General features: G+C 54.0%; 30 protein-coding genes. 7 read left to right on the forward strand and 23 right to left on the reverse strand.

Annotated elements, in window-relative coordinates:
• The first annotated feature begins 87 nt into the window (after positions 1-87).
• Positions 88-750 carry an iron-sulfur cluster repair protein YtfE gene (gene ytfE / locus OGW17_RS02500; RefSeq protein ID WP_012134400.1) on the forward strand — a complete coding sequence of 221 codons (663 nt, stop codon included), beginning with the start codon at positions 88-90 and terminating at the stop codon, positions 748-750.
• Positions 751-829: 79 nt separating this feature from the next.
• Here ytfE and cycA read toward each other — a convergent pair whose 3' ends face one another.
• Positions 830-2,239, reverse strand: coding sequence for a D-serine/D-alanine/glycine transporter (gene cycA / locus OGW17_RS02505; RefSeq protein ID WP_012134401.1), 1,410 nt, complete (start codon positions 2,237-2,239; stop codon positions 830-832).
• A 309-nt stretch (positions 2,240-2,548) separates the two neighbouring features.
• Positions 2,549-3,169: a BamJ family beta-barrel-assembly machinery protein gene (bamJ, locus tag OGW17_RS02510; protein ID WP_024130787.1), complete on the reverse strand. Its 621-nt coding sequence runs from the start codon at positions 3,167-3,169 to the stop codon at positions 2,549-2,551.
• 219 nt (positions 3,170-3,388) lie between these two features.
• On the opposite strand from bamJ, the gene OGW17_RS02515 reads away from it, so the two are divergent.
• A complete protein-coding gene (locus tag OGW17_RS02515) occupies positions 3,389-4,039 on the forward strand; it encodes an OapA family protein (protein ID WP_012134403.1) in 651 nt (216 codons plus the stop codon).
• A gap of 88 nt (positions 4,040-4,127) precedes the next feature.
• Here OGW17_RS02515 and OGW17_RS02520 read toward each other — a convergent pair whose 3' ends face one another.
• The 5 genes from OGW17_RS02520 to rpsF form a co-directional block, all read right to left on the reverse strand.
• Positions 4,128-5,057 (reverse strand): DMT family transporter, encoded by a 930-nt coding sequence (locus OGW17_RS02520; protein WP_049010943.1) that lies wholly within the window; start codon positions 5,055-5,057, stop codon positions 4,128-4,130.
• Positions 5,058-5,195: 138 nt separating this feature from the next.
• A complete protein-coding gene (gene rplI / locus OGW17_RS02525; protein ID WP_012134405.1) occupies positions 5,196-5,645 on the reverse strand; it encodes a 50S ribosomal protein L9 in 450 nt (149 codons plus the stop codon).
• A gap of 41 nt (positions 5,646-5,686) precedes the next feature.
• Entirely contained in the window at positions 5,687-5,914 is a 228-nt protein-coding gene (gene rpsR, locus OGW17_RS02530; protein ID WP_000135199.1) for a 30S ribosomal protein S18, read from the reverse strand.
• Positions 5,915-5,918: 4 nt separating this feature from the next.
• Complete coding sequence (gene priB, locus OGW17_RS02535; RefSeq protein WP_012134407.1) at positions 5,919-6,233, reverse strand: primosomal replication protein N; 315 nt, start codon at positions 6,231-6,233, stop codon at positions 5,919-5,921.
• Positions 6,234-6,239: 6 nt separating this feature from the next.
• Positions 6,240-6,635 (reverse strand): 30S ribosomal protein S6, encoded by a 396-nt coding sequence (rpsF, locus tag OGW17_RS02540; RefSeq protein ID WP_012134408.1) that lies wholly within the window; start codon positions 6,633-6,635, stop codon positions 6,240-6,242.
• Between the two features lie 333 nt (positions 6,636-6,968).
• Between rpsF and yjfY the strand changes: the two genes are divergently transcribed.
• Positions 6,969-7,244, forward strand: coding sequence for a DUF1471 family protein YjfY (gene yjfY, locus OGW17_RS02545; RefSeq protein ID WP_024130788.1), 276 nt, complete (start codon positions 6,969-6,971; stop codon positions 7,242-7,244).
• Positions 7,245-7,379: 135 nt separating this feature from the next.
• Here the strand turns inward: yjfY and OGW17_RS02550 are convergent, their stop codons facing one another.
• The 6 genes from OGW17_RS02550 to ulaA are packed head-to-tail and all read right to left on the reverse strand — an operon-like array spanning position 7,380 to position 11,789.
• Complete coding sequence (locus OGW17_RS02550) at positions 7,380-8,066, reverse strand: L-ribulose-5-phosphate 4-epimerase (RefSeq protein ID WP_012134412.1); 687 nt, start codon at positions 8,064-8,066, stop codon at positions 7,380-7,382.
• Positions 8,066-8,920, reverse strand: coding sequence for an L-ribulose-5-phosphate 3-epimerase (locus OGW17_RS02555; protein ID WP_012134413.1), 855 nt, complete (start codon positions 8,918-8,920; stop codon positions 8,066-8,068). The genes OGW17_RS02550 and OGW17_RS02555 overlap by 1 nt, the downstream gene beginning before the upstream one ends.
• Positions 8,921-8,929: 9 nt before the next feature.
• Positions 8,930-9,580 carry a 3-keto-L-gulonate-6-phosphate decarboxylase UlaD gene (gene ulaD / locus OGW17_RS02560; protein ID WP_024130789.1) on the reverse strand — a complete coding sequence of 217 codons (651 nt, stop codon included), beginning with the start codon at positions 9,578-9,580 and terminating at the stop codon, positions 8,930-8,932.
• A 13-nt stretch (positions 9,581-9,593) separates the two neighbouring features.
• Positions 9,594-10,061, reverse strand: coding sequence for a PTS ascorbate transporter subunit IIA (gene ulaC, locus OGW17_RS02565; RefSeq protein WP_012134416.1), 468 nt, complete (start codon positions 10,059-10,061; stop codon positions 9,594-9,596).
• A 9-nt stretch (positions 10,062-10,070) separates the two neighbouring features.
• On the reverse strand, positions 10,071-10,376 hold the full coding sequence (ulaB, locus tag OGW17_RS02570) for a PTS ascorbate transporter subunit IIB (protein WP_024130790.1): 306 nt from the start codon (positions 10,374-10,376) through the stop codon (positions 10,071-10,073).
• 15 nt (positions 10,377-10,391) lie between these two features.
• Entirely contained in the window at positions 10,392-11,789 is a 1,398-nt protein-coding gene (gene ulaA, locus OGW17_RS02575) for a PTS ascorbate transporter subunit IIC (protein WP_071257347.1), read from the reverse strand.
• Between the two features lie 363 nt (positions 11,790-12,152).
• On the opposite strand from ulaA, the gene ulaG reads away from it, so the two are divergent.
• A complete protein-coding gene (gene ulaG, locus OGW17_RS02580) occupies positions 12,153-13,217 on the forward strand; it encodes an L-ascorbate 6-phosphate lactonase (protein WP_024130791.1) in 1,065 nt (354 codons plus the stop codon).
• A 106-nt stretch (positions 13,218-13,323) separates the two neighbouring features.
• Complete coding sequence (gene ulaR / locus OGW17_RS02585) at positions 13,324-14,079, forward strand: HTH-type transcriptional regulator UlaR (protein ID WP_012134422.1); 756 nt, start codon at positions 13,324-13,326, stop codon at positions 14,077-14,079.
• Here ulaR and yjfP read toward each other — a convergent pair.
• On the reverse strand, positions 14,076-14,825 hold the full coding sequence (yjfP, locus tag OGW17_RS02590; protein ID WP_071257345.1) for an esterase: 750 nt from the start codon (positions 14,823-14,825) through the stop codon (positions 14,076-14,078). The genes ulaR and yjfP overlap by 4 nt on opposite strands.
• Positions 14,826-15,003: 178 nt before the next feature.
• Between yjfP and bsmA the strand changes: the two genes are divergently transcribed.
• Together bsmA and yjfN are read left to right on the forward strand one after the other, a co-directional pair.
• Complete coding sequence (gene bsmA, locus OGW17_RS02595; RefSeq protein ID WP_012134424.1) at positions 15,004-15,333, forward strand: biofilm peroxide resistance protein BsmA; 330 nt, start codon at positions 15,004-15,006, stop codon at positions 15,331-15,333.
• Between the two features lie 130 nt (positions 15,334-15,463).
• Entirely contained in the window at positions 15,464-15,739 is a 276-nt protein-coding gene (gene yjfN, locus OGW17_RS02600; protein WP_012134425.1) for a DUF1471 family protease activator YjfN, read from the forward strand.
• Between the two features lie 85 nt (positions 15,740-15,824).
• Here yjfN and OGW17_RS02605 read toward each other — a convergent pair whose 3' ends face one another.
• The 9 genes from OGW17_RS02605 to hflX form a co-directional block, all read right to left on the reverse strand.
• The gene (locus OGW17_RS02605) at positions 15,825-17,447 is read right to left on the reverse strand and encodes an isovaleryl-CoA dehydrogenase (RefSeq protein ID WP_071257343.1); all 1,623 of its coding nucleotides are present in this window, start codon (positions 17,445-17,447) and stop codon (positions 15,825-15,827) included.
• Positions 17,448-17,564: 117 nt separating this feature from the next.
• Complete coding sequence (rlmB, locus tag OGW17_RS02610; RefSeq protein ID WP_012134428.1) at positions 17,565-18,296, reverse strand: 23S rRNA (guanosine(2251)-2'-O)-methyltransferase RlmB; 732 nt, start codon at positions 18,294-18,296, stop codon at positions 17,565-17,567.
• A gap of 93 nt (positions 18,297-18,389) precedes the next feature.
• On the reverse strand, positions 18,390-20,822 hold the full coding sequence (gene rnr, locus OGW17_RS02615; protein WP_047459451.1) for a ribonuclease R: 2,433 nt from the start codon (positions 20,820-20,822) through the stop codon (positions 18,390-18,392).
• Between the two features lie 38 nt (positions 20,823-20,860).
• Entirely contained in the window at positions 20,861-21,286 is a 426-nt protein-coding gene (gene nsrR / locus OGW17_RS02620) for a nitric oxide-sensing transcriptional repressor NsrR (protein WP_024130794.1), read from the reverse strand.
• Positions 21,287-21,513: 227 nt separating this feature from the next.
• Positions 21,514-22,812 carry an adenylosuccinate synthase gene (purA, locus tag OGW17_RS02625; protein WP_071257340.1) on the reverse strand — a complete coding sequence of 433 codons (1,299 nt, stop codon included), beginning with the start codon at positions 22,810-22,812 and terminating at the stop codon, positions 21,514-21,516.
• 102 nt (positions 22,813-22,914) lie between these two features.
• Positions 22,915-23,112 carry a DUF2065 domain-containing protein gene (locus OGW17_RS02630; protein ID WP_024130795.1) on the reverse strand — a complete coding sequence of 66 codons (198 nt, stop codon included), beginning with the start codon at positions 23,110-23,112 and terminating at the stop codon, positions 22,915-22,917.
• Between the two features lie 82 nt (positions 23,113-23,194).
• Positions 23,195-24,199, reverse strand: a complete 1,005-nt coding sequence (gene hflC, locus OGW17_RS02635; RefSeq protein WP_012134436.1) for a protease modulator HflC — start codon at positions 24,197-24,199, stop codon at positions 23,195-23,197.
• Between the two features lie 2 nt (positions 24,200-24,201).
• Positions 24,202-25,458, reverse strand: coding sequence for an FtsH protease activity modulator HflK (gene hflK / locus OGW17_RS02640; RefSeq protein WP_047459458.1), 1,257 nt, complete (start codon positions 25,456-25,458; stop codon positions 24,202-24,204).
• A gap of 92 nt (positions 25,459-25,550) precedes the next feature.
• Positions 25,551-26,831 (reverse strand): ribosome rescue GTPase HflX, encoded by a 1,281-nt coding sequence (gene hflX, locus OGW17_RS02645; protein WP_047459460.1) that lies wholly within the window; start codon positions 26,829-26,831, stop codon positions 25,551-25,553.
• Positions 26,832-26,859: the final 28 nt, after the last annotated feature.

Here is a 26,859-nt window from a genome sequence, read left to right on the forward strand (position 1 = left end):
ATTTTATTCTGACCCGAAAGGGTTATATCTTCGGCTTAAAGATGCATTTAAAATACATCTTATATTATTGAGAATGAGGTAACGGCTATGTCTTTTCGCGATCAACCTTTAGGTGAACTGGCGCTCTCTATTCCTCGCGCCTCGGCGCTGTTTCGTAAGTACGATATGGATTACTGCTGCGGTGGTAAGCAGACGCTCGCGCGCGCTGCTGCACGTAAAGAGCTGGATGTAGAAGCCATTGAAGCAGAACTGGCACAGTTGGCTGAACAACCGATTGAGAAGGACTGGCGTACCGCGCCGTTGGCCGAAATTATCGACCACATTATCGTGCGCTACCACGACAGACACCGCGAGCAACTGCCGGAGCTGATCCTGCAAGCCACCAAAGTGGAACGCGTTCACGCAGACAAACCCAGCGTACCGAAAGGTCTGGCGAAATACCTGACTATGCTGCATCAGGAACTTTCCAGCCACATGATGAAAGAAGAGCAGATCCTGTTCCCGATGATCAAACAAGGCATGGGAAGCCAGGCAATGGGCCCGATTAGCGTCATGGAAAGCGAACACGATGACGCTGGCGAATTGCTGGAAGTGATCAAACACACCACCAACAACGTCACGCCGCCGCCAGAAGCCTGCACCACCTGGAAAGCGATGTACAACGGCATTAATGAAATGATTGACGATCTGATGGAACACATCAGTCTGGAAAACAACGTCTTGTTCCCGCGCGCACTGGCCGGGGAATGATGTGTTGCCGGATGGCGCTAACGCTTATCCGGCCTACAATCCGTAGGCCCGGTAAGCTTTGCGCCACCGGGCATCAAGATTAACGCACTCCTGCCATACGTTTCTTACCGATAAACAGCCAGCCCAGCCCCAGCGCAATAAACCACAGCGGCGTGACGATCAGCGCCTGACGGGTATCATCTTCCAGCGTCAGCAATACCAGCACAAAGACGAAAAACGCCATACACACCCAGCACATCAGCTTACCAAGCGGCATCTTATAGATGGACTTTTCATGCAGGTGCGGACGCTGCTTACGGTACACCAGGTACGAGCAGAGAATGATGGTCCAGACAAACATGAACAGAATAGCCGACACCGTCGTGATCATGGTGAACGCGCCAATCACGCTCGGATTGATGTACAGCATCACCACGCCGCCCAGCAGACAGATACAGGAGAAGGTCAGCCCTTTCGCCGGTACCGCGCGCTTAGACAATTTAGCGAACGCTTTCGGCGCCACACCCTCTTGCGCCAGACCAAACAGCATACGGCTGGTAGAGAACACGCCGCTGTTGGCGGAAGAGGCCGCAGACGTCAGCACCACGAAGTTAATCAGGCTGGCGGCGGCCGGCAGTCCTACCAGTACAAACAGCTCAACAAACGGGCTCTTGGTTGGTACTACCGAGCTCCACGGCGTGACCGACATAATGATGATCAGCGCAAAAACGTAGAACATGATGATACGAATCGGGATTGAGTTAATCGCGCGCGGCAGGGATTTCTCCGGGTCTTTGGTCTCTGCGGCGGTGGTGCCCACCAGTTCAATCCCCACGAACGCGAATACCGCTATCTGGAAGCCCGCAAAGAAGCCGCTGATCCCTTTCGGGAACCAGCCGCCATCATTCCACAGATGAGTAAACGACGCTTCAACCCCGGTCGGTGATTTGAAGTGCATCATAACCATCACCAGACCAACGACGATCAGCGCCACGATGGCGACAATCTTGATCATCGCGAACCAGAACTCCATCTCGCCGAACATTTTCACGGTCGCAAGGTTAAGGCTCAGCAGCAGAACAACGACCGCCAGCGAGGCGACCCAGTCAGAAAGGCCGGGGAACCAAAACTGCGCATAGGCGGTAATCGCAACGACGTCCGCCATCCCGGTGACTACCCAGCAGAACCAGTAAGTCCAGCCGGTGAAATATCCCGCCCACGGCCCGAGCAGGTCGGAAGCGAAATCACTGAAGGATTTATATTCCAGATTCGAGAGCAGCAATTCACCCATTGCCCGCATGACGAAAAAGAGCATAAAACCGATGATCATATAAACGAAAATGATCGACGGCCCGGCGAGGCTGATCGTTTTACCGGAGCCCATAAATAAGCCGGTGCCGATGGCGCCGCCAATCGCAATAAGCTGAATATGACGGTTTGTGAGATTGCGCCGTAGCGACTGTTCAGCCGGTGCCTGTTCGTCGGCAACGACTTTTACCTGATCTACCATGTTTTTTCTTCCTGTACCTGTCTGTGTTGTGCAGGCTCTGCGGCCTTTAGTGCGTCATATGATACGACGATCCTGTTATCAGGACTCATCGATATTAGGTAAGAATCGGCGGGATGAATACTAAGATTTAGATATAATGTTAATTATATGTTTAAAGTGAGTGTCATATCACTCTGGCAACGCGAATTAGCTCACAAAAATACACGCAATGGCTACATTTGCAAGATAAAATATCGACATCTGGCTAACTTACGGTTTTCTTGCATATTTTCTGTTCCCCCCAACAAAGAGGGGAACAGAAGTCACTGCTTACAGGATTTCCAGCAGTTCTACGTCAAACACCAGAGTGCTGAACGGAGGAATGGACGCGCCCGCGCCACGCTCGCCGTAGGCCAGTTCCTGAGGGATAGTCAGTTCCCATTTGGAACCAACCGGCATCAGGGTCAGCGCTTCAATCCAGCCTGGGATCACGCCGTTCACCGGGAATTCAGCCGGTTCGCCGCGCGCAACGGAGCTGTCAAAGACGGTGCCGTCGATCAGTTTGCCGGTGTAGTGTACGCGTACACGGTCAGTACGCGCCGGAATCGCGCCTTCACCCTGGGTGATCACGCGGAATTGCAGACCGGATTCGGTGCTGTTCACACCCTCTTTCTCACGGTTTTCTTCCAGATATTTGACGCCATCTGCCGCCATTGCCTGGAAACGTTCGCGACGTACGGCATCCGCACGTTCGTGAATTTCACGCAGCGCGCGATGCACCACATCAACAGGCACTGCCGGGTGTTTGCCTTCCAGCGCATCAGCGATACCTGCCACCAGCGCTTCAGGCAACAGACCTTCCAGACCGGATTCGCTCAGCTGCTGCCCTACCTGTAAACCAATGCCATAGCTTGCTTGCGCTTCGATAGTGTCAAAAGTCGGGGTTGCCATCATATTTCCTTTCATCGGAGGTAAAGTAGCGGGCAGCATAACAGCCACGTCTCTTCCGGTAAAACTTTGTCTCGGGAAGAGATGACAAATCGCGGGGAAAAAGAAACAATAAGAATAACCCATGCTGATGTCACGAAAGCGGGTATAACTACGAACATCATAGCGTTAGGCATCTATACTCTATGATTGAGGAACGAGACGCGGAGCAGGAGGAAAGCCATGCCCGGGCGCTTTGAACTAAAACCAACCCTGGCGAAAATCTGGCATGCACCGGACAATTTTCGCATCATGGACCCGCTGCCGCCTATGCATCGCCGTGGCATTATTATTGCCGCTATCGTGCTGGTGGTCGGTTTTCTGCTTCCCTCGAATGATACCCGCGATACGCCCGTCGTCACGCGTAATGTCCAGACAGATATCCAGTCACAGTCGCAACCGCCGACGGAAGCCGAACTTCAGGCGCAACTGGTCGCCCCGCAAAACGATCCGGGACAGGTCGCCCCCGTAGCGCCGGAACCCATCCAGGAAGGTCAACCGGAAGAGCCGCCGCAGACGCAGCAATCCCAGCCGCAAACACAGCCTTTCCAGCAGAACGGGGGAATTGACCAGCAGTGGCGCTCCTATCGCGTGGAGTCAGGTAAAACGCTGGCGCAGTTGTTCCGTGACCACGGCCTGCCGCCAACGGACGTTTACGCGATGGCGCAGGTTGAAGGCGCAGGCAAGCCGCTGAGCAATCTGAAAGATGGCCAGATGGTGCAGATCCGCCAGAATGCGAATGGCGTGGTGACAGGATTGACCATCGATACCGGTAATGACCAACAGGTTCTGTTTACCCGTCAGCCAAACGGCAGCTTTATTCGCGCCCGTTAAGCGCGCAAATTGCCGGATGGCGGCGTCGCCCTATCCGGCCTACGGCACCCGCGATTGCAGGCCTGATAAGCGGTAGCGCCATCAGGCGTTACCGCTTCACCTTGTTCACCCACCAGATCCCCGAACACACCAGCACCAGCGCAACCGCATATTTCAATTCAAAAATATTTTCGCCGAGGAAAATCGCCGACAGCACCGCACCGGAAACCGGAATCAGGAAGTTAAACGGCGCAATCATCCCGACGCGGTTGTACTTGAGCAAAATACTCCACAGCGCAAAAGCAACAGACGAGAGCAGCGTCAGATAGCCCAGAATCGCCACAGAAGCGAGGCCGTGCACGGAGAGCGAGCCGCCGAAGGCATAGCCGCCAATCACCAGCGCCAGGCCGCCGATGCCAAGCTGATAGCCCGTCATCACCGTTGGGTCAACCGTCTGCGAAATACGTTTACCGTAAAGGGTCGCGGCAGAAAGAATAAAAGCAGCCAGCACCACGGAGCCATCACCCAACAGGCTAAAGCTGAAATCCATCAGCCCGCTGTTGAAGTTCACCACCATCACCCCGGCAAAGCCAAGAATACAGCCGAGGGTTTTGTTGTAGCTCAGTTTGTCGTTCTGGTAGATGAAGTGCGCCAGCAGCACGCTAAAAAAAGTGCCTGTGGCATTCATGATCGATCCTTTCACGCCCGTGGTGAACGCCAGACCGATATAGAAAAAGATATATTGCAGCGAGGTTTGCGTCAGCCCCAGCAGGGTCAGTTGACCAAACTGGCGCGGGCTTAAGCGGCCGATCGGTTTACGCTGCGCCATCGCCAGCAACAGCAGCAATAACCCCGCGAACAAGAAACGGTATCCGGCAAAGACAATTTTTGACGGGATATCATCTGTCGCAATCTGAAAGATCTCGTACCCGCTTTTTATCGCCGGGTAGGCGCTTCCCCATAACAGACAACAAAATGCCGCCCCCAGATAGACAACGTTTTTACGCGCGAACAGGGGCTGCTGGTGGGTTATCTCCATTCCATCACCACTTTGAAATAATGTTTTATTTTTTATTATCCCGAAAAGGGTAAAGAATAGCCAGTGCGAAAAACAGGGGGGCAGAAAAGCAAAACGCCAGCGCAAGGCCGGCGTTTTTACGCGATAGAAGAATAAAACTTATTCAGCTACTACGTTTACAGTCAGTTTAGCGAATACTTCGCTGTGAACCTGGAAGTTCACTTCGTGCTCACCAGTGGTACGCAGAACGCCGTTCGGCAGACGAACTTCGCTCTTAGCCACTTCAACGCCTGCTGCTGTTACAGCGTCAGCGATGTCGCGAGTACCGATGGAACCGAACAGTTTACCTTCGTCGCCAGCTTTGGACGCGATGGTTACGGTTTCCAGAGCGTTGATTTTCTCTGCGCGTGCATTTGCAGCAGCCAGAACGTCAGCCAGTTTAGCTTCCAGTTCAGCGCGACGTGCTTCGAAGAACTCAACGTTTTTCTTGGTAGCAGGAACAGCTTTACCCTGTGGTACCAGGAAGTTACGAGCGTAGCCCGCTTTAACGTTAACCTGATCACCCAGGCTACCCAGGTTTGCTACTTTATCAAGCAGAATAACTTGCATTACCTTATCCTCTCAAAGTCGTATTAATGGACCGTGGCCGATTACTGATGACGATCAGTGTACGGCAGCAGGGACAGGTAGCGAGCGCGTTTGATAGCGCGAGCCAGCTGACGCTGGTATTTTGCACGGGTACCGGTGATACGGCTTGGGACAATCTTACCGCTTTCGGTGATGTAGTTTTTCAGCGTAGCGATATCTTTATAGTCGATCTCTTGAACGCCTTCCGCGGTGAAACGGCAGAACTTGCGACGACGGAAATAACGTGCCATATGGCTAGTCTCCAGAATCTATCAATTCAATCTGCTCGGCATGCAGAACCATTTTGCTCAGACCGTTCTTTGCCTTGTGGCAAGAGATGAACCCCTGAACGGTTATGCGGCTGCCGACCGTTATACTGTGAGTAATGGCCTGGTTTTCGTGTCCGCTAACAATAACGGGCATTTGACACCACGCCTGCCGGTGAAACCCGGCTTCCTCCTGCACAGAACGATGCTCAAGCACGAACTGGCAGTGCGGAATTCCTGATGGACTGACCTTTCGAAGGGGCATCCTGCACACGGTGCCGGACAACGCCAGACGGTTGGTCATCAGAAATTACTCTTCAGAATCCCCAGCATCTGCATCATCTGCGGTTTCGTTTGCGAAATCATCGCGACGCTCACGGCGCTCGTCTTTCGCTTTAACCATCGGAGATGCTTCGGTAACAGCGTGCTTAGTACGCATTACCATGCTACGGATAACGGCATCGTTGAAGCGGAAGTTAGTTTCCAGCTCATCGATCACTTCCTGCGGCGCTTCAACGTTCAGCAGAACGTAGTGAGCTTTGTGCAGTTTGTTGATCGGGTAAGCCAGCTGACGGCGGCCCCAGTCTTCCAGACGGTGGATCTTGCCTTCTGCACCAGTGATTGCACCAGTGTAGCGCTCGATCATGCCCGGAACCTGTTCGCTCTGGTCAGGATGGACCATAAAAACGATTTCGTAATGACGCATCGAATTGCTCCTTACGGATTATTCAGCCTCCTGTCTGGGTCAGCCGAATCCCGGGGAGGCAAGGAACGTGTTAAAGGTCGGCTGAAAAATGACGCGTCATAATACTTGCGCCCATGAGGAAACACAAGTTGATTGCGCAAAAATTCACACGAAGCGCAAAGACAGGTTAACCATGTGATTTAAAATTAATCACATGGCATCGCGCCAATTTTTTGAACAACTGCATCAGAAATGGTCGCTATCGACTTCGCTGGTAGCGATTAAAATTAAATCAGAAGCAATTCACTTACAGGAGATATTGCTAACCAGACACAGCAGTCGAGGAGGTACAGTATGCGAGCGCGTGTTATGACCCTTCTGGCTGCGCTTTTGCTCAGTGCAAACGCGATGGCAGCCATCAAAATCGATAATCACCAGGCACGAAATATGGATGATGTGCAGAGCTTAGGCGTGATTTATATAAACCATAACTTCGCCACTGAAAGTGAAGCAGATCAGGCATTGAATGAAGAGACAGATGCGCGAGGCGCAACGTACTACCACGCCATCCTGACCCGGGAACCGGGAAGTAACGGCAACATGCGCGCCAGCGCGGATATTTATCGCTAGCACCAGGAAAAACCAACGAGAACATTGCCATAGTTTGACTTGCCCCCTTCACCGGGGGCTTTTTTTACGGCAAAAGCGGCCCCGGAATCAGGCCGGTAACATCCCGAAGGAAGTAATGATTCCAGGGCACGTGTCTTACTTTTGTCCGTAATAGGCGTCAGGCCCATGCTTACGCATAAAATGTTTATTCATTAAATAATCGTCGATCGGGCTGAGCGCCGGATTGATACCGCGAGCAATCCATGCCATCCGCGCGACCTCTTCCATCACCACCGCATTATGCACGGCGTCATGCGCATCTTTGCCCCAGGCAAACGGCCCGTGCTGATACACCACGACGCCAGGCGTATGCAGCGGCTGACCGTCACCCAGCGTTTCGATAATCACATGGCCGGTGTTCAGCTCATATTCACCCTGCACTTCTTCTTCGGTTAACGCCCTGGTACAGGGGATATCGCCAAAGAAGTAGTCCGCATGGGTTGTGCCCAGCGCCGGGATCGCCAGCCCTGCCTGCGCCCACGCCGTGGCATGCGTAGAGTGCGTGTGCACGATGCCGCCCAGCGAAGGGTAACGACGGTACAGCGCCAGATGCGTGGCGGTATCGGAAGAAGGCCGCCACTGCCCTTCCACCACATTGCCCTGGAGATCCACCACCACCATATCGTCCGCTTTCATGGTTTCATAAGCCACCCCGCTAGGCTTAATGACCACCAGCCCGCGCTCTCTGTCGATCGCGCTGACGTTGCCCCAGGTGAAAGTCACCAGGCCATAACGCGGCAAATCCATATTGGCTTCAAAAACGTGCTGCCTGAGTTTTTGCATTATGCTGTCTCCACCAGACCGGCGCTGGCCATACGCGCTTTCACCCAATCACGCGCTTTCGCCACCTCACGCGCCGGATCGTCCGACGTTTCACTCCACATCTCAATCAGGTATGGCCCGCAATACCCACTCTGCTTGAGCGTGGCGAAACAGCGTTCAAAATCGACGACACCTTCACCGAACGGCACGTTCTTGAACACGCCTGGCTTCGTATCTTTGACATGAACCGCGACGATATGCCCCATTCCAGCCTGCAACTCCATCTGCACATCGTTATCCCAGGCTGACAGATTGCCAATATCAGGATAAAGCTGGAACCACGGGTTATTAAGATAGTGCGCATAACCCAGCGCTTTGCTGATGGAGTTCATCAGAGGGTAATCCATGATCTCCATCGCCAGCGTGACCTGAGCACGGCTTGCCATCTCGACGCTCTCTTTCAGCCCATCACGAAAACGACGGCGCGTTTCATTGTTGGCCTCCTGATAGTACACGTCGTAACCCGCAAGCTGGATGACGCGAATACCGATATCCTGCGCAAACTGAATGGCTTTACGCATGATCTCCAGCCCTTGCGCACGTACAGCATCATCTTCGCTGCCCAACGGAAAGCGACGATGCGCGCTCAGGCACATGGACGGCACCCGCACGCCGGTCTCCGCGATAGCGCTCACCAGCGCCAGGCGCTGCTCACGGTTCCAGTCGAGGCGCGCCAGGCGGGCATCGGTTTCATCGACAGACATTTCAACGAAATCGAAGCCCAGTTCTTTCGCCAGCCGCAGGCGATCCAACCAGCACTCCCCGGCGGGGAGCGCTTTTTCGTAGATGCCAAGCGGAGTCTGTTTAGACAGCATATCCGCTCCTTATCCCCACAACTGGGCGATAGAACGTTTGAACTGACGCGCAGCTTCAACCGGAGAGGCGGCGTCGCGAATGCTGCGACCAGCAATAAAGACATGGATTGGAATGCCCTTAAACAGCGGCAGGTCTTCCAGCGCCAAGCCGCCGGTCACAGTCACTTTAAAGCCCATATCAGAGAGACGTTTGATCGCGCTGATATCCGCTTCGCCCCAGGCCACGCCAGCGGCCTGGGCATCACGGCTACGGTGATAAACCACCTGCTGAATCCCCGCATCGCGCCACTCCTGCGCTTGCTCCCAGGTCCAGTAGCCGGTCAGTTCAATCTGCACATCACCGTTAAACTCTTGCGCCACTTCCAGCGCGCCTTTGGCGGTGTTGATATCCGCGCAGCAGATAACCGTCACCCAATCCGCGTTGGCTTCAAAGCACATACGAGAAAGAATTTTCCCCGCGTCCGCAATTTTGGCGTCAGCCAGCACGATCTTATGCGGATAGAGCGCTTTCAGATCGCGTACCGCACGTACGCCTTCACCCACGCACAGGATGGTGCCAACTTCGATAATATCGACTTCTTCCGCGATCAGGCGGGTCGTTTCGTAAGCGTGGGACAGCGTCTGGTTATCCAGCGCAACTTGCAACATAGGTAATGACATTTCTATTCCTTACTTAAACTGCCGCCGCAGTGGCGTTATCAATTAAATCCAGCACATCCTGCTCGGTACGGCAGGCGCGTAAACGGTCAAAGTTGGCTTCATCTTCAAACAGGTTGACGATTTGCATGATGCCGTCTTCCTGATGCGCGCGGGCATCCACTGCCGCCAGCGTGATGAGGATATCGACCGGGTCATTATCTTCGTGGTTGAAGACCATCGGCGTTTTCAGCGTCACCAGCGCGAAGCCGGTTTTTTTGACGCCCTCTTCCGGGCGGCCATGCGGCATCGCCAGGCCTGGCGCAATCACAAAATACGGACCAAAACGCTCTACGCCATCAAGAATGGCCTGGTAGTAACGCGGCTCCACAACATCTGCTTCCACCAGCAGGTCTACGCCGATTTTCACCGCCTCCTGCCAGGTGCTCGCTTCTGCATTCAGGCGAATGGACTTATTCTCCGCCAGCGAATCACGTAATTTCATGCTGCGTCCTTATTTCAGGTCGTTCGGAAAGTGCTCTTTGATCACTTCCATCAGTTTCGGACCAAAATCAGCGGCGGAAAGCATATTGCGCACACCCACCACATATTTATTACCGGAAACGGTGATTTCGCTGGCGACGTGCGTCGAGGCAATAATGATGTCCGCACCGTTCAGCTCACTTTTGTACTCACCCACCGCGCAACTATTTACCGTGTGCGCAACGCCCTGCTGCGTCAGAAACTGGTCAACTTTCATTTTCATGATCATTGAACTGCCTTGCCCACAACCACAAACAGCCAGAATACGTACGGTCATAATCGGAACTCCTTATTAAGCAGAGTGTTCTGCCAGTTGTTTTTCTGCATCTTCTTCAGCGCGCAATGTGCGCCCTGCGAAGAACATATAAGCCAGTGAAATCAGTATCATGACGCTCATAAACATCAGCCCGATGCTGACGAAGCCTTGCATCATCGGAGGCGCCAGAATCGACCAGTCCGCCATTCCCATCCAGGCGCTCATACCGGTCAGTTTCACCGCCCAGACGCAGCCAAAGATTTCGATCATGCCCATAACCAGGCAAATCTTGAGCGCCGCGCGCCAGCCGCCAAAGTGGTTAGCGAACACGCCAATCGTGGCGTTAGAGAAGAACATTGGGATAAAGCCAGGGATGATCAGAATGGAGGAGCCGCAACCTACCAGAATACCAACGGCGATCAGCTGACCAATCGTGCCCCACATAAAGCCCCAGACCACCGCGTTCGGCGCGAAGCTATAAATCGCCGCACAGTCAATCGCCAGCACAGCACCGGGGATCAGACGCTGAGAGATACCGTTAAATGCTTCGGACAGTTCGGCGACAAACATGCGCACGCCCTGCGTGATGATGAAAATAGCGACGGCGAACTGGAAGCCGGTTTGCAGGATATAGATAGACCAGTGCGTTTTACCCGCCATCGCCTGAACCACATCCAGGCCAAAAGAGAGCAGGATCGCGCCGAAGAAGATGGTCATGACAATTGCCGTGGAGACGATATTGTCGTGGAAGATATTCAGCCAGCCGGGCAGTTTGAGATCTTCAACGCTCTCTTCTTTTTTACCGAGATATGGCGCGACTTTATACGCCAGCCATGCGGCAAACTGTTGCTGGTGACCAATGGAGAAACCACAGCCGTCTGTGACTTCCTGCGTCGGCTTATACATCATATTGGAGGTGATCCCCCAATACAGGGACACCAGAATCGCCGTGCAGATAATGGTGGTCCACATCGGATAACCGAAGATGTAGAAGAACACCGCGATCAGCCCCGCCTGCTGGAACATGATATGTCCGGTAAGCATGATGGTGCGAATCCCGGTTATCCGGCGCAGCAGCACGTAGCCGATATTCAATGCCAGCGCTAACAGCACGGCATACCCGACCCAACTGTAGGCGTCGCCCATGCGCTCGATCGTCGCCATCATGGAGGCGTAAGTATCAGAAATCGCGCCGTTGATGCCATACACCTCAGACATCTTCGCCACGACGGGCTTAAAGGTACTGGTCAGGATGCCGGACCCTGCCTGTAATAACATGAAACCAATAATGGTTTTTATCGTACCTTTGATAATAACGCTGACACTTTTGCGTAGGAGGATATAGCCCAGACAGGTGACAATACCCAGTAGCAGCGGAGCATTGGTCATAACCTGGTTAAAGAAAACGGTAAAGATGTTGTAGAGGATCTCCATAACGATCTCCAGTAGACGAAGTTGCTGAGCTCTGCGTACGCTCAGGTTGTTGTGTCACCACTCTAATTTTCAAAAGTAATCACAACAAGATTGAATTTGATTAATTGTGACGCACCACGCAAATAATTCCCACACTTCAGAAAAGGATTAACCCGACGTTAACCAGTCATCAATAAAACTCATTTTAATCAAATAGATATATTTAATTTCAATAGTTATACGCCCTTCATTACGTTCTCCTTTACTTCCAGACCGCCCTTCACAAGCAAAAATATGCCGTTGCCATCTTGAAAAAATAATGTCAGGATTAATCAAAACCAATCACACACTGATTCAATTTGAACAAACATGAAGGTAAATGCGATGAGTAAAGTGAAAAGTATCACGCGTGAATCATGGATCCTGAGCACCTTTCCTGAGTGGGGAAGCTGGCTGAATGAAGAGATCGAACAGGAACAGGTCGCGCCCGGCACATTTGCTATGTGGTGGCTCGGTTGCACCGGCATCTGGCTGAAATCAGAAGGCGGCACCAACGTATGCGTTGATTTCTGGTGCGGCACCGGCAAACAAAGCCACGGCAATCCGTTGATGAAAACGGGCCATCAGATGCAGCGCATGGCAGGGGTGAAGAAATTGCAGCCGAACCTGCGCACCACGCCGTTTGTTCTCGATCCTTTCGCGATTCGCCAGATCGATGCTGTGCTGGCCACTCACGATCATAACGATCATATCGACGTCAACGTCGCCGCAGCGGTGATGCAAAACTGCGCTGACGATGTGCCTTTCATCGGGCCGCAAACCTGCGTTGACCTGTGGATTGGCTGGGGTGTGCCGAAAGAGCGCTGCATCGTGGTCAAACCGGGCGATGTTGTGAAAGTGAAAGACATCGAAATTCATGCGCTTGATGCGTTTGATCGTACTGCGCTCATCACGCTTCCGGCCGATCAAAAGGCGGCGGGCGTACTGCCGGACGGCATGGACGCGCGCGCGGTGAACTACCTGTTCAAAACGCCGGGCGGTACGCTGTATCACAGCGGCGACTCCCACTACTCCAACTACTATGCGAAGCACGGCAATGAGCATCAGATCGACGTGGCGCTCGGCTCCTATGGCGAGAACCCGCGTGGCATCACCGACAAGATGACCAGCGCCGACATGCTGCGTATGGCGGAAGCGCTGAACACGAAAGTTGTGATTCCGTTCCACCATGATATCTGGTCGAACTTCCAGGCCGATCCGCAGGAAATCCGCGTTCTGTGGGAAATGAAAAAAGATCGCCTGAAGTATGGCTTCAAGCCGTTTATCTGGCAGGTTGGCGGTAAGTTCACCTGGCCACTGGATAAAGACAACTTTGAATATCACTACCCGCGTGGTTTTGATGACTGCTTCACGATGGAACCGGATTTACCGTTCAAATCCTTCCTGTAATTGTTCTCCGATGCCGGGTTTTCCCGGCATTTTTCTATATTTACTTTAGTATTTTCAGGCTATTTCAAATATCATCTTTTAAAATCAATTCGTATCGGAATAGCTCATGACTGAAGCACAAAGACATCAAATATTGCTGGATATGCTGGCGCAATTGGGCTTTGTTACCGTCGAGAATGTGATCGAACGTCTGGGGATCTCCCCGGCCACGGCGCGTCGGGATATCAACAAGCTCGATGAGAGCGGAAAGCTCAAAAAAGTGCGTAATGGCGCCGAAGCGATCGCTCAGCAACGTCCGCGCTGGACGCCGATGAATCTGCATCAGGCGCAGAACCACGATGAAAAAGTGCGCATTGCTAAAGCGGCAGCGCAACTGGTGAATCCTGGGGAAAGCGTGGTGATCAACTGTGGATCGACCGCCTTTCTGCTGGGCAGAGAAATATGCGGTAAGCCGGTGCAGATCATCACCAACTATCTCCCGCTGGCGAACTATCTGATCGATCAGGAACATGAAAGCGTGATCATCATGGGAGGTCAGTACAACAAGAGCCAGTCCATCACGCTTAGTCCCCAGGGCAGCGAAAACAGCCTGTATGCCGGGCACTGGATGTTTACCAGCGGCAAAGGCCTGACCGCAGACGGTCTGTATAAAACCGATATGCTCACCGCTATGGCCGAGCAGAAAATGCTCAGCGTGGTCGGAAAGCTGGTGGTGCTGGTGGATAGCAGCAAGATCGGCGAGCGCGCAGGCATGTTGTTCAGCCGCGCCGATCAAATAGACACGCTGATTACGGGCAAAAATGCTAACCCTGACATTCTGCAACAGCTTGAAGCGCAAGGCGTTAGCATTCTGCGCGTTTAAAGATGCTGGCGGAAAAACGACACCGTTGCCGCCAGCGCCTCTGGCGTAATACGGTGGCGTACGCCTGCTTCCCACAGACAGGTCAGGTTCTGATCCCTGTTCGCCTGAATCAGCGCCTGTTGTAAGCGGAACGTTTCCACCGCAGGGACGACGTCATCTTCCTGTCCATGCCATAGCAGCAGCGGCCGGTCGGCCAGTTTTGGCAACTGATGCGCCACCTCCCACTCAGCCAGGGGAGCAATGATGTCGTCAAATTCTCGCTGTTGCTCAGGCGTCTCAGGAATTAATGGCGGAAAAAGCGTATGCGCCAGTCGGGTGAAATAACCCGACCCCATCAGGCTGGCGACGCATTTTACCTCCGGGTGGCGGGCCATGATCCCCAGCGCCGTCATACCGCCCATTGATGCGCCCCCCACGGCCAGACGTTCTTCCAGCACCCAGTTTTCCTGTTGAACTGCCGCACGTAACGCAGCGAATTCCTGCATGTTTTGCCGCAGAATCTGCCAGAATTGGGTCATTCGCCCCTGCGTATCACCGCTAAACCGCGCGCCATGCTCGGGCGCATCCGGCATGATAACCCGGAACCCGGCCTGCGCCAGGGCAACAGCAAAGTAGCTATAGACCAGGCTGGAAGAGGTAAAACCGTGGTAAAAAATAATACATGGAAGAGGCGTGTCACGTTTACCGTCAGGAAACGCGTGGAGTATGGAATGTCCTGCCAGGTACCGTGTTTCTATTTTTATCATATATCCCCCTTTCTCTGATATGCCACGGAGAAATACATAACTCAAGTTAATGAGTACGGCAATGATTCATAATGTTGAGAAGTGGATTACGCTTTCACCCTATTTTCATTCGAAAATCGCGTGAGAGATAACAATTTGGGAACATTCCCCCTAAAGGAAATTAATAAGGCACTACACTATGGCTATCAGTAAACGAGATAGAGTTATGCGCCGGTTCGCCCCATTGATGCTGGTACTGTTTTTAAGCGCCTGTAGCGTATTGCAAGGGACGCCGCAACCAGCACCGCCAGTCGCTGACCATCCTCAGGAAATTCGCCGTGACCAGACACAAGGGTTGCAGCGCCTGGGAACGGTAAGCTCAATGGTTCGGGGTTCTCCTGACGATGCTGTGGCAGAGATCAGAGCGAAAGCCGCCGCCGCTAAAGCAGATTATTACGTTATTTTATTGGTTGATGAAACCATCGTAACAGGCCAATGGTATTCGCAAGCCATCCTGTATCGTAAATAGCGGAAGGTTGAAATTTAGTCAGCTTTACATTGCTTTGCGCCTCTATGCGTTTACCTGTGCACAATGAAATCATGGGATGACCGCAATGGAATGCCCTGTTGAATGCGGGGTCACGTAAAAGGAGCTGACGATGAAACGATCTCTTGCCTTATCCTCACTGCTGCTTTCTGCCGGCCTGGTGAGTACGACGGCGCAGTCTGCCGAATTCGCCAGCGCGGACTGCGTAACGGGCCTGAATGAAATTGGTCTGATATCCGTGAGTAATATTTCGGGAAATCAGCAGGATGTGGAACGTATCATTGCGTTAAAAGCCGATGAGCAGGGCGCTTCGTGGTATCGGATTATCCAGATGTACGAAGAACAGCAGCCCGATAACTGGCGCGTACAAGCCATACTTTATGCGTAACAGATTGCCTGATGGCGTAAACTTATCTGGCCTGCATCGATCGCAGGCATGATAAGACGCGCTCGCGCCGCCATCAGGCAAGTCGTTATCGCAATCCCCCCGTTGCCCGCAGCAACAGATCATTTTGCACCTGTTCAGACAGGCGTAACACGCCGCGCGTATCCAGCATCATTTGGCACCAGGCCTGTGCCAACGGCGGAGAAGCATAGCGCAGCATTTGCGCCCCGCAACCGAGCAGGAACAGCTGCTGCGTTATCTCCCGTCCCTGCGCTTCATCGGGTTTGCGCAAGCGCTGTTGCAGCTGACGTACCGCCCGATCATAATGCCGATCCTGCCCTTTGACCTCCGCAAAAGCCTCGTTGAGCAGCTCATAGACGCCGGTCTGTTTACTCAGCACCCGCAGCACGTCCAGACACATGACGTTTCCCGACCCTTCCCAGATGCTGTTGACCGGCATCTCACGATACAGGCGCGGCAGCTCGCTCTCCTCGCAATAGCCAACGCCACCGAGCACTTCCATCGCCTCGGCAACAAAGGGAATGCCGCTTTTGCAAATAGCAAACTTCGCGGCTGGCGTGAACAAACGCGCCCGGAGCGCTTCTTTCGGGTCGCCACGACGATCCCACGCACGAGCCAGACGAAACAGCAGCGCCGTCTGGCCTTCAAGCTGGAGCGCCATACGACTTAAAACCTGCCGCATCATGGGCTGATCAATCAAAGATTTGCCGAACACCTGCCGCTGATGCGCGTGGTAAATCGCCACGGAAAACGCCCGGCGCATCATACTATGACTGCCCAGCGCGCAATCAAAGCGGGTCATCCCTCCCATCTTCAGTATGTGACGAATCCCCTCGCCTTCCTCACCCAGTAGCCAGCCTACCGCATCCTGAAACTCAACCTCGCAACTGGCATTAGAGCGGTTGCCCAGTTTGTCTTTCAACCGCTCAAGGCGAACGCCGTTTCGCTGCCCGTCAGGCAAAAAACGCGGGACAAAAAAGCAGGATAATCCGCCTTTCGTCTGCGCCAGCACCAGGTGCGCGTCGCTTTGCGGCACGGAGAAAAACCATTTGTGCCCCACCAGGCGCCAGGCGCCGTCGTCCAGTCGCTCTGCCCGGGTGGTGTTACTCAGCACATCGGAGCCGCCCTGCTTTTCCGTCATGCCCATGCCAATCAGCAGGCCGCGTTTTTGCCCACCGGGCAGGAGGTGTGAATCATAGCGATCGCTGCGTAACGGCGTTAACCAGTCGTGGAAGGGGGATGGCAGCATCTGTAGCAGCAGCGGCGTGGCGGCAAAAGTCATCGTAACTGGACACAACGTACCCGCTTCCACCTGCGCATGCAGCATAAAACGCGCAGCCCGCGCGACAAATGCCCCCTGTCTGGCGTTCTCTTCCCAGGCCAGGTTATGCACACGGTTAGCGCACAGGCCCTGCATCAGCAGATGCCAGGCGGGATGAAAACGGACATCGTCCAGCCGCTGCCCTTGTGGATCGTAACGCAGCAGTTCAGGTGGAAAGGCGTTCGCCAGCCGCCCCAGCTCCAGCGACTCCGCAGTGCCCAGTTGTTGACCGATGCTGGCGAGAAGATCGCTGTCCCAGCCCGCGCCTTCACGGGCGACCGCCTCGCAAAGCGCGCCATCAGACAGGAATAAATTGCTGTTGTTGAGCGGTACCGGTTGGTTAAAAACGGTATGCGTTTGCCAGTGCATTGTGTTTCCCTCCGTCAATGGCAGTCGCATTAAGTATGGTCAGCCTGCGGGGGACGCGCCTGGGATAATGGTCACAAAAAAGCCATCCCGAGGGATGGCTTCATCAGTCAAAAGCGCTTAGCTGCGCTGTCGCACCGCTTCAAACAGGCAGATCCCGGTCGCGACGGAGACGTTCAGTGACGACACGCTGCCCGCCATCGGAATGCTGATCAGCTCATCACAGTGCTCGCGGGTCAGACGACGCATCCCTTCGCCTTCAGCGCCCATCACCAGCGCCATCCGGCCGGTCATTTTGCTCTGGAACAGCGTATGGTCAGCTTCGCCCGCCGTACCGACAATCCAGATATTCTCTTCCTGCAACAGACGCATGGTACGCGCCAGGTTGGTCACACGGATCAGCGGTACGCTTTCGGCTGCGCCGCAGGCCACCTTTTTCGCCGTTGCATTAAGCTGTGCAGAACGATCTTTCGGCACAATGACCGCATGTACGCCAGCGGCGTCTGCGCTACGCAGACAGGCGCCGAGGTTATGCGGATCGGTCACGCCGTCGAGGATCAGCAGGAAGGGATTGTCGAACTTCGCGATCAGATCAGGAAGATCGTTTTCCTGATACTGGCGTCCCGGCTTCACGCGCGCAATGATCCCCTGATGTACCGCACCCTCGCTTTTTTCATCAAGATACTGGCGGTTCGCCAGTTGGATCACCACGCCCTGCGCTTCCAGCGCATGGATCAGCGGCAGCAGGCGTTTATCTTCCCGCCCTTTCAGAATAAAGACGTCCTGAAAGCGCTCTGGCGCACGTTCCAGCAGAGCCTGCACCGCGTGGATGCCGTAAATCATTTCACTCATTGATGGTTCTCATTGATCAATTTTGCCGGGCGGCGCGATGCCAGCCCGGTCTACAGTACAAACGCCCTCTCCACGCAGGGGGAGAGGGGGAAATTACTCAGCTGACTTTTTCTTCGCCGCGCGCTTCGCTTTTGTCGCGGCAGCGATTTTCTGCGTCTTTGCCGATGGATTTTTGGCTTTCTTCTCTTTCTTCGCCTTACCTTTCGCTTTCTCGCCGCGGAAGGCGCTATCCGGTTCGAAATTCACCTTTTTGCCCACCTGACGACGCTTACCGGCATTTTTAGCCGTTTCGCCTCTTTTCGCTTTCTCACGCGCGGTTTTACCGACGTTGCGCGGGGCGCGTTCGCTGGAGATCAGGCTAAAGTCAATTTTACGCTCATCCATATTGACCGCTTCGACGCGGACTTCCACGCGGTCGCCCAGACGGTAGGTCTGGCCGCTGGATTCCCCCATCAGACGCTGCCCTACCTGATCGAAACGGTAGTAATCGTTGTCCAGCGAAGAGACGTGTACCAGACCATCAATAAACAGCTCATCCAGACGAACAAAGAAGCCGAACCCGGTTACGCTGGAAATCACCCCTTTAAAGACGTTCCCCACCTGATCCAGCATGAAGTCACACTTCAGCCAGTCAGAGACGTCGCGCGTGGCTTCGTCAGCACGGCGCTCGGTCATAGAACAGTGCTGGCCCAGTTGCAGCATCTCTTCCATCGAATAGTGGTAGCCGCCCGTTTCCGTCGTGTTGCCCTTATGCCCTTGCTCATGCGCCAGCAGATACTTAATGGCGCGGTGCAGCGACAGGTCAGGATAACGGCGGATCGGTGAGGTAAAGTGCGCGTAAGACTGCAATGCCAGACCAAAGTGGCCACGGTTTTCTGGATCGTAAATTGCCTGTTTCATTGAGCGCAGCAGCATAGTTTGCAGCATTTCCGCGTCAGGCCTGTCGGCAATCGACTCCAGCAGCTCCGCATAATCACGCGGTTCCGGCTTATTGCCGCCCGGCAATTCCAGCCCCAGCTCCGCCAGAACGGAACGGAAGGAGGTTATCGCCTCGGTGCTCGGCTTGTCGTGGATACGGAACAGCGCAGGCTCTTTGGCTTTCTCAACGAATCGCGCCGCCGAGATATTCGCCAGAATCATGCATTCTTCGATCAGCTTGTGCGCGTCATTACGCTGCGTCTGCTCGATACGTTCAATGCGACGTTCAGCATTGAAGATAAACTTCGCTTCTTCGCTTTCAAATGAGATGCCGCCACGCTCTTCGCGGGCGTTATCCAGCACTTTGTAGAGGTTATGCAGCTCTTCGATGTGCCTGACCAGCGGCGCATACTGCTCACGCAGGTCCTGGTCGCCCTGTAGCATATGCCAGACTTTGGTATACGTCAGGCGCGCATGGGAACTCATCACCGCTTCGTAGAATTTATAGCCGGTTAAACGCCCTTTTGATGAAACGGTCATTTCGCAGACCATACACAGGCGGTCAACCTGCGGGTTCAGCGAGCACAGGCCATTGGAGAGCACTTCCGGCAGCATCGGCACAACCTGCGACGGGAAATAGACCGACGTCCCACGGTTGCGCGCTTCGCGATCCAGCGGCGTTGGCGGACGCACGTAATAACTTACGTCAGCGATAGCCACCCACAGGCGCCAGCCGCCACCGCGTTTCTTCTCACAGTAAACCGCATCGTCAAAGTCACGGGCGTCTTCGCCATCAATCGTCACCAGCGGTAAGTCGCGCAGATCCACACGGCCTGCTTTCGCCTCTTCCGGCACCTCTTCTTTCAGGCCGGCGATCTGCTGTTCTACCGCCTGCGGCCAGATATAAGGAATTTCATGGGTGCGCAGCGCCATATCGACAGCCATGCCAGTGCCCATGTTATCGCCGAGAACCTCAACGATTTTACCGACTGCTTTAGTGCGGCGGGTCGGGCGCTGGGTGAGTTCCACCACCACCACAAAGCCCATGCGCGCGCCCATCACCTCTTCAGGCGGGATCAGGATGTCGAAGCTCAGACGGCTATCGTCCGGCACCACAAAGCCCACGCCCGCATCGGTAAAGTAACGACCGACAATCTGGCTGGTTTTCGGCACCAGAACGCGCACGATACGCGCTTCGCGGCGGCCTTTACGATCGGCCCCCAGCGGCTGCGCCAGTACCTGATCGCCATGAATGCAGGTTTTCATCTGCTCACTGGAGAGATACAGGTCATCTTTACGTCCTTCGACACGCAAAAAGCCGTAGCCATCACGGTGGCCGATAACGGTACCTTTCAGCAGGTCGAGGCGTTCCGGCAGCGCATAGCACTGGCGGCGGGTAAAGACCAGCTGTCCGTCGCGTTCCATCGCGCGCAGACGGCGGCGCAGGGCTTCCTGCTGCTCTTCACCTTCAATATTCAGTTCCACAGCCAATTCATCGCGGTTGGCTGGTTTTTCACGTTTTGTTAAATGTTCGAGGATAAATTCCCGGCTCGGGATAGGGTTAGCGTATTTTTCAGCTTCACGTTCCAGGAAAGGATCTTGTGACATGGCGGTTCCTCCGTTGTCAGCTCTGATGAAGATTTTCGTCACTCCACCAGCAATAATTTATAAAGCGGTTGATTCTCTTCAACCAAATCGGCAAGCGTGTAGTTATCCAGTTCCTTGAGAAAACTTTGCACGGCCTTCGAAAGTGCCTGCTTGAGTCGGCAGGCAGGAGTAATGTGGCAAAATTCGCTGCTGCAATTTACCAGAGATAAAGGTTCCAGCTCACGAACCACATCACCGATAACAATAACATTAGCCGGTTTACCCAGGCGGATACCGCCATTTTTTCCTCGAATAGCAGTAACGAAGCCCGCCCGGCTAAGTTGATTGATTATTTTGACCATATGATTACGGGACACGCCGTAGACTTCTGTCACCTCAGAAATACTGGTCATACGTCCTTCGGGTAGCGACGCCATATAGATTAGCGCACGTAATCCGTAATCGGTGAAACTCGTTAACTGCACATCAACCTCAGGAAAAGGGGAAAACGGGATAAACCAGGTTGTATTAATTACATTGATGATAAACCAGCCACCAGCCAGGTCGCTAATTTATTTCAGTTCGGGAAGGAAAAAAGCGAGGATCTTACGCTGTATTAAGCCGGATGGCGGCGAAAAGCGCCTTATCCGGCCTACAGTGTGAACAGGTCTGATAAGCGCAGCACCATCAGGCACTGCGCCATGACCCCAAATTATGCGTCAAACGGGTCACGCAGAATCATCGTTTCAGTACGGTCCGGGCCGGTAGAAATAATATCAATCGGCACGCCGGTCAGTTCTTCGATACGTTTGATGTAGTTCAGCGCCGCCTGCGGCAGGCCGCTGCGATCCTTCACGCCAAAGGTGGACTCAGACCAACCCGGCATGGTTTCGTAGATCGGCTCGATGCCTTCCCAGTCATCCGCTGCCAGCGGTGTGGTGGTTACTTCACGGCCATCCGGCATACGGTAAGCCACGCAGATTTTCACCTCTTCCAGGCCGTCCAGCACGTCCAGTTTGGTCAGGCAGAAGCCAGACAGGGAGTTGATCTGCACCGCACGGCGCACAGCAACGGAGTCCAGCCAGCCGGTACGACGACGACGACCGGTGGTGGCGCCGTATTCGTTACCCTGCTTGCACAGGAACTCGCCGGTGTCATCAAACAGCTCAGTCGGGAACGGACCCGCACCCACGCGAGTGGAGTAAGCTTTGATGATACCCAGAACGTAGTCCACATAACGCGGCCCCAGGCCAGAACCGGTCGCTACACCACCCGCAGTGGTGTTAGAGGAGGTAACGTACGGATAAGTACCGTGGTCGATATCCAGCAGCGTACCCTGCGCGCCTTCGAACATGACGAAATCGCCACGCTTACGCGCCTGGTCCAGCAGATCGGAAACATCAACAACCATAGAGGTCAGGATGTCGGCAATTGCCATCACATCATCCAGCACTTTCTGGTAGTCAACAGCTTCCTCTTTGTAGAAGTTCACCAGCTGGAAGTTGTGATATTCCATCACTTCTTTCAGTTTTACAGCGAAGGTAGCTTTATCGAACAGATCGCCAACGCGCAGACCGCGACGAGCCACTTTGTCTTCATAAGCCGGGCCGATACCACGACCGGTGGTGCCGATCGCTTTCGCGCCACGCGCTTTCTCACGCGCGTTATCCAGCGCAACGTGATAATCAAGGATCAGCGGACAGGCTTCAGACAGCAGCAGGCGCTCACGGACAGGGATACCACGGTCTTCCAGTCCTTTCATCTCTTTCATCAGCGCAGCCGGAGACAGCACAACGCCGTTACCGATGATGCTGGTAACATTCTCACGAAGAATACCTGATGGAATAAGATGGAGGACGGTTTTTTCACCGTTGATTACGAGAGTATGGCCTGCGTTGTGACCGCCCTGGTAGCGTACAACATATTTAGCCCGTTCAGTCAGAAGATCGACGATCTTTCCTTTACCTTCGTCACCCCATTGGGTGCCCAGTACGACGACGTTGTTACCCATTTTTCAAAATCACCGTTTGCTTAAAAATGGATTCTACCATCGCTTTTTCAGATATACAGCACTTTTTGCATGCCAAGATCGGCAAATACGACTACTTTTTGATCAGCCAATCGTTTTCCTCAACATGTAGTAGACAACAACTCCGGCAACCACAAGACCGCCGCCAAAACGACGTAAAACATTTTCCGGCAGTTGCGTCATGGCAGAGATCATTTTCTTCCAGGCGCGGGGATACAGCATCGGGCCTAAACCTTCCAGCACCAAAACGAGGGCAAGCGCCAGCCAGATAGTTGAATTCATCCATCGTCCTTATATAAAAAGAAAACCACCGCCTCCCTGAGGATGCCGGTGGTTTTGTTCATCTAAAACCGTTGATACGATTTTAACGTGTTGCCGTATTCGGTGTCTTCATGTAACGGAAGAAATCGCTGTCCGGGCTCATGATCATCACGTCCTGATTGCCTTCGAAGCTCTTCTCGTAAGCACGCAGGCTACGGATAAAGGCGTAGAAGTCCGGGTCCTGACTGAAGGCATCGGCAAACAGTTTCGCGGCTTCGGCATCACCTTCACCACGCGAAATGCGGCCCTGACGCTCGGCTTCCGCCAGCGTTCTGGTCACTTCATAGTCGGCGGTCGCGCGCAGTTTCTCCGCTTCTTCCTGACCCTGTGAACGGTGACGACGGGCTACCGCTTCACGCTCGGCGCGCATACGGTTGTAAATCGCCTCGGATACCTCGGTCGGCAGGTTGATCTGCTTGATACGCACATCCACCACTTCGATACCTAACGCCGCCATACTGTTCGGGTTGATCACCGGCACTTTGCCATTGGTTTCTGCCGCAACGCGTTCAGCCGCTTCGGCAATCGCGCTATCCGCCGCCGGAGTCGCCACTTCATCTTCCGTTCCCGCAGAACCGGAGTTCAGCGCGTCACGCACTTCCAGCGTTAAACGGCCACGGGAATCGGTCACGATGTCTTTCACATCCAGACGACCAATCTCAGAGCGCAAACGGTCAGAGAACTTACGTTTCAGCAGCACTTCGGCCTGAGAAACATCGCCGCCGCCTGTCGCCAGGTAGTAACGGCTGAAATCGCTGATGCGCCATTTGATGTAGGAGTCAACGATCAGGTCTTTTTTCTCTTTGGTTACAAAGCGATCGGCCTGGTTGTCCATCGTCTGGATACGCGCATCAAGCGTTTTCACCGACTCAATGAACGGGATCTTAAAGTGCAGGCCCGGCTCATAAACCAGCGGTTTGTTTTCATCGTCACGCAGAACTTTACCGAAACGCAGCGTAATTCCGCGCTCGCCTTCTTTGACAACAAAGACAGACATGTACAGCACTACCAGCACGATGATGATAATCGCAATAACTGACTTACGCATCGTTATTCCCCCTGACGCTGGTAGTCGTTACGCTGCGCGTTAGCGCGGCGTTGGTCCATAATATCGCCCTGACTGGTGGACGAGGTATTGCTTGCTCCGCTCGTGCTGGACGATGAGGCCGGCGGCAGACGCAGCAGATTGTTAGCCGTGCTGTCTTTTGCCGCAGGCGCGTTAGCGCCTTTCAGCATCTGATCCAATGGCAGAACCATCAGATTGCCACCTTTGTCGTTGACCAGAACTTTACGCGTATGGCTCAACACTTTTTCCATCGTCTCGATATACAGACGCTCGCGAGTAATCTCTGGTGCGGCTTTATATTCCGGCAGAATTTTAGCGAAGCGAGCCACTTCACCCTGCGCTTCCAGGATGGTTTGGGTTCTGTATGCACGCGCTTCTTCAAGAATACGCTGCGCCTGACCGTTCGCACGCGGCTGAACTTCGTTGGTGTACGCTTCCGCTTCACGGATGTATTGCTGTTCGTTCTCACGCGCCGCGATAGCATCGTCAAACGCCGCTTTTACCTCTTCCGGCGGACGCGCTGCCTGGAAGTTGACGTCCAGCAGGGTAATACCCATGTTGTACGGACGAATGGTCTCTTCCAGTTCACGCTGGGTATCGCTACGAATAACGGTACGACCTTCCGTCAGAATGCGGTCCATCGTGTATTTACCGATAACCCCACGCAGGGCGCTGTCGGTCGCCTGACGCAGACTGTCATCCGCGCTGGTCACGCTGAACAGATAACGCTGCGGATCGGTCACACGGTACTGCACGTTCATCTCAACGCGCACAACGTTTTCATCAGAAGTCAGCATCACACCGGACGCCGCCAGTTCGCGAACCGCTTCCACGTTTACCGGAGTGACTTCATCGATAAACGTCGGCTTCCAGTTCAGACCCGGCTCAACCAGGTGGCTGAATTTACCGAAGCGTGTCACCACGCCGCGTTCCGCTTCTTTGATGGTGTAGAAACCGCTGGCAGCCCAGATAATGACGATCGCTGCCGCTGCGATGGTAACGACACGACCTCCGATATGCGGGCGCGGCCCCTGCGATGAACTACCACCGCCAGAGCCTGTACCTTTACCGCCACCCAGACCACCGAGCTTTTTACTCAGTTTGCGGAAGATATCATCAAGATCAGGTGGCCCCTGATCGCGACCACCTTTGTTTCCATTTCCCTCAGAGTTGCCGCCAGGTTTGCTGCTTCCCCACGGGTCGCGGTCTTGTCCGTTATTACCGGGCTGATTCCACGCCATGTTTGTGCTCCATATTTGTTATGCGGTGATCCCCGTTGTCTTTCGACGAGAGGGATAAGGCGAAATTACTCCATGCTCCAGACGAGCCGCCATTAGATCACATAGTCGATCAACGCCGGTTCTTGTTTACAGAGGCGACGCCAGTCGACAATCGGCATGCGAACCTGCAAACTTACGCTGCCGTCCTCCTCCATCCACTCTTTTTCTATTGCCTGAAGTTGGTAAAACCGGCTTCTCAGACGCCCTTCCTGCGGCGGCAAACGCAACGTATGCTGCGCCACCTCGCCGGAAAGCCGCTCCGTCAAAGCCTGAAAAAGCTGTGGTATCCCAACCCCTGTTTGCGCGGAAAGCCAGACACGGATTGGTTTGTTCTCTTCATCCCTGTCGATACGCGGTTCAAAATCGTCCAGCATATCGATCTTGTTCATCACCATCAGGGTTGGGATCTCGTGAGCGTCGATCTCTTCGAGAACCGTATCCACTGCGTCGATGTTTTCCTGTACGCGCACATCAGCGGCATCAACAACGTGTAACAAGAGCGTGGCCTGCCGGGTTTCCTGCAAGGTCGCTTTAAACGCCGCCACCAGATCGTGTGGTAAATGACGGATAAACCCTACGGTATCCGCCAGTACGGTTTCCCCCACATCTGCGACATCGATACGGCGCAGCGTCGGGTCTAGGGTCGCAAACAGTTGGTCTGCGGCATACACCCTGGCTTCAGTAATCTGATTGAAAAGGGTGGATTTACCGGCGTTGGTATATCCCACCAGCGAGACCGTCGGGACATCCGCTTTTATACGCGACTGCCGCCCCTGCTCACGTTGCTTCTCAACTTTCTCCAGGCGCGACTGTATTTGTACAATACGATTACGCAGCAAACGACGGTCGGTTTCGAGCTGGGTTTCACCCGGACCGCGCAAACCAATCCCGCCTTTCTGCCTTTCAAGGTGGGTCCAGCCACGAACCAGACGCGTGGCCAGATGACGCAGTTGCGCCAGTTCAACCTGCAACTTACCTTCGTGGGTACGTGCACGCTGAGCAAAAATATCTAAAATAAGACCGGTTCTGTCGATCACGCGACATTCACACAAACGTTCCAGGTTACGCTCCTGGGCCGGGCTTAAAGCATGATCGAAAAGCACGACCGCAGCGTTAGACGCTTTCACGGCTTCCGCAATTTCAACTGCCTTACCTTCACCTACAAAGTACTTCGGGTGCGGTGCTTTACGGCTACCGGTAATCACCTGCATTGCTTCGACACCGGCGGAAGAGACCAGAGACTCAAACTCCTGGAGGTCTTCCATATCTTTGTCTTGCGAAAAATAGATGTGTACCAGTACCGCCTGCTCACCGGCATCATAACGGTCAAACAAGCGTCAACCCCTCGATATATATCAGCGG

This window comes from Citrobacter sp. CK181 (assembly GCF_030333595.1).
In the GTDB taxonomy this organism is placed as follows: domain Bacteria; phylum Pseudomonadota; class Gammaproteobacteria; order Enterobacterales; family Enterobacteriaceae; genus Citrobacter_B; species Citrobacter_B koseri.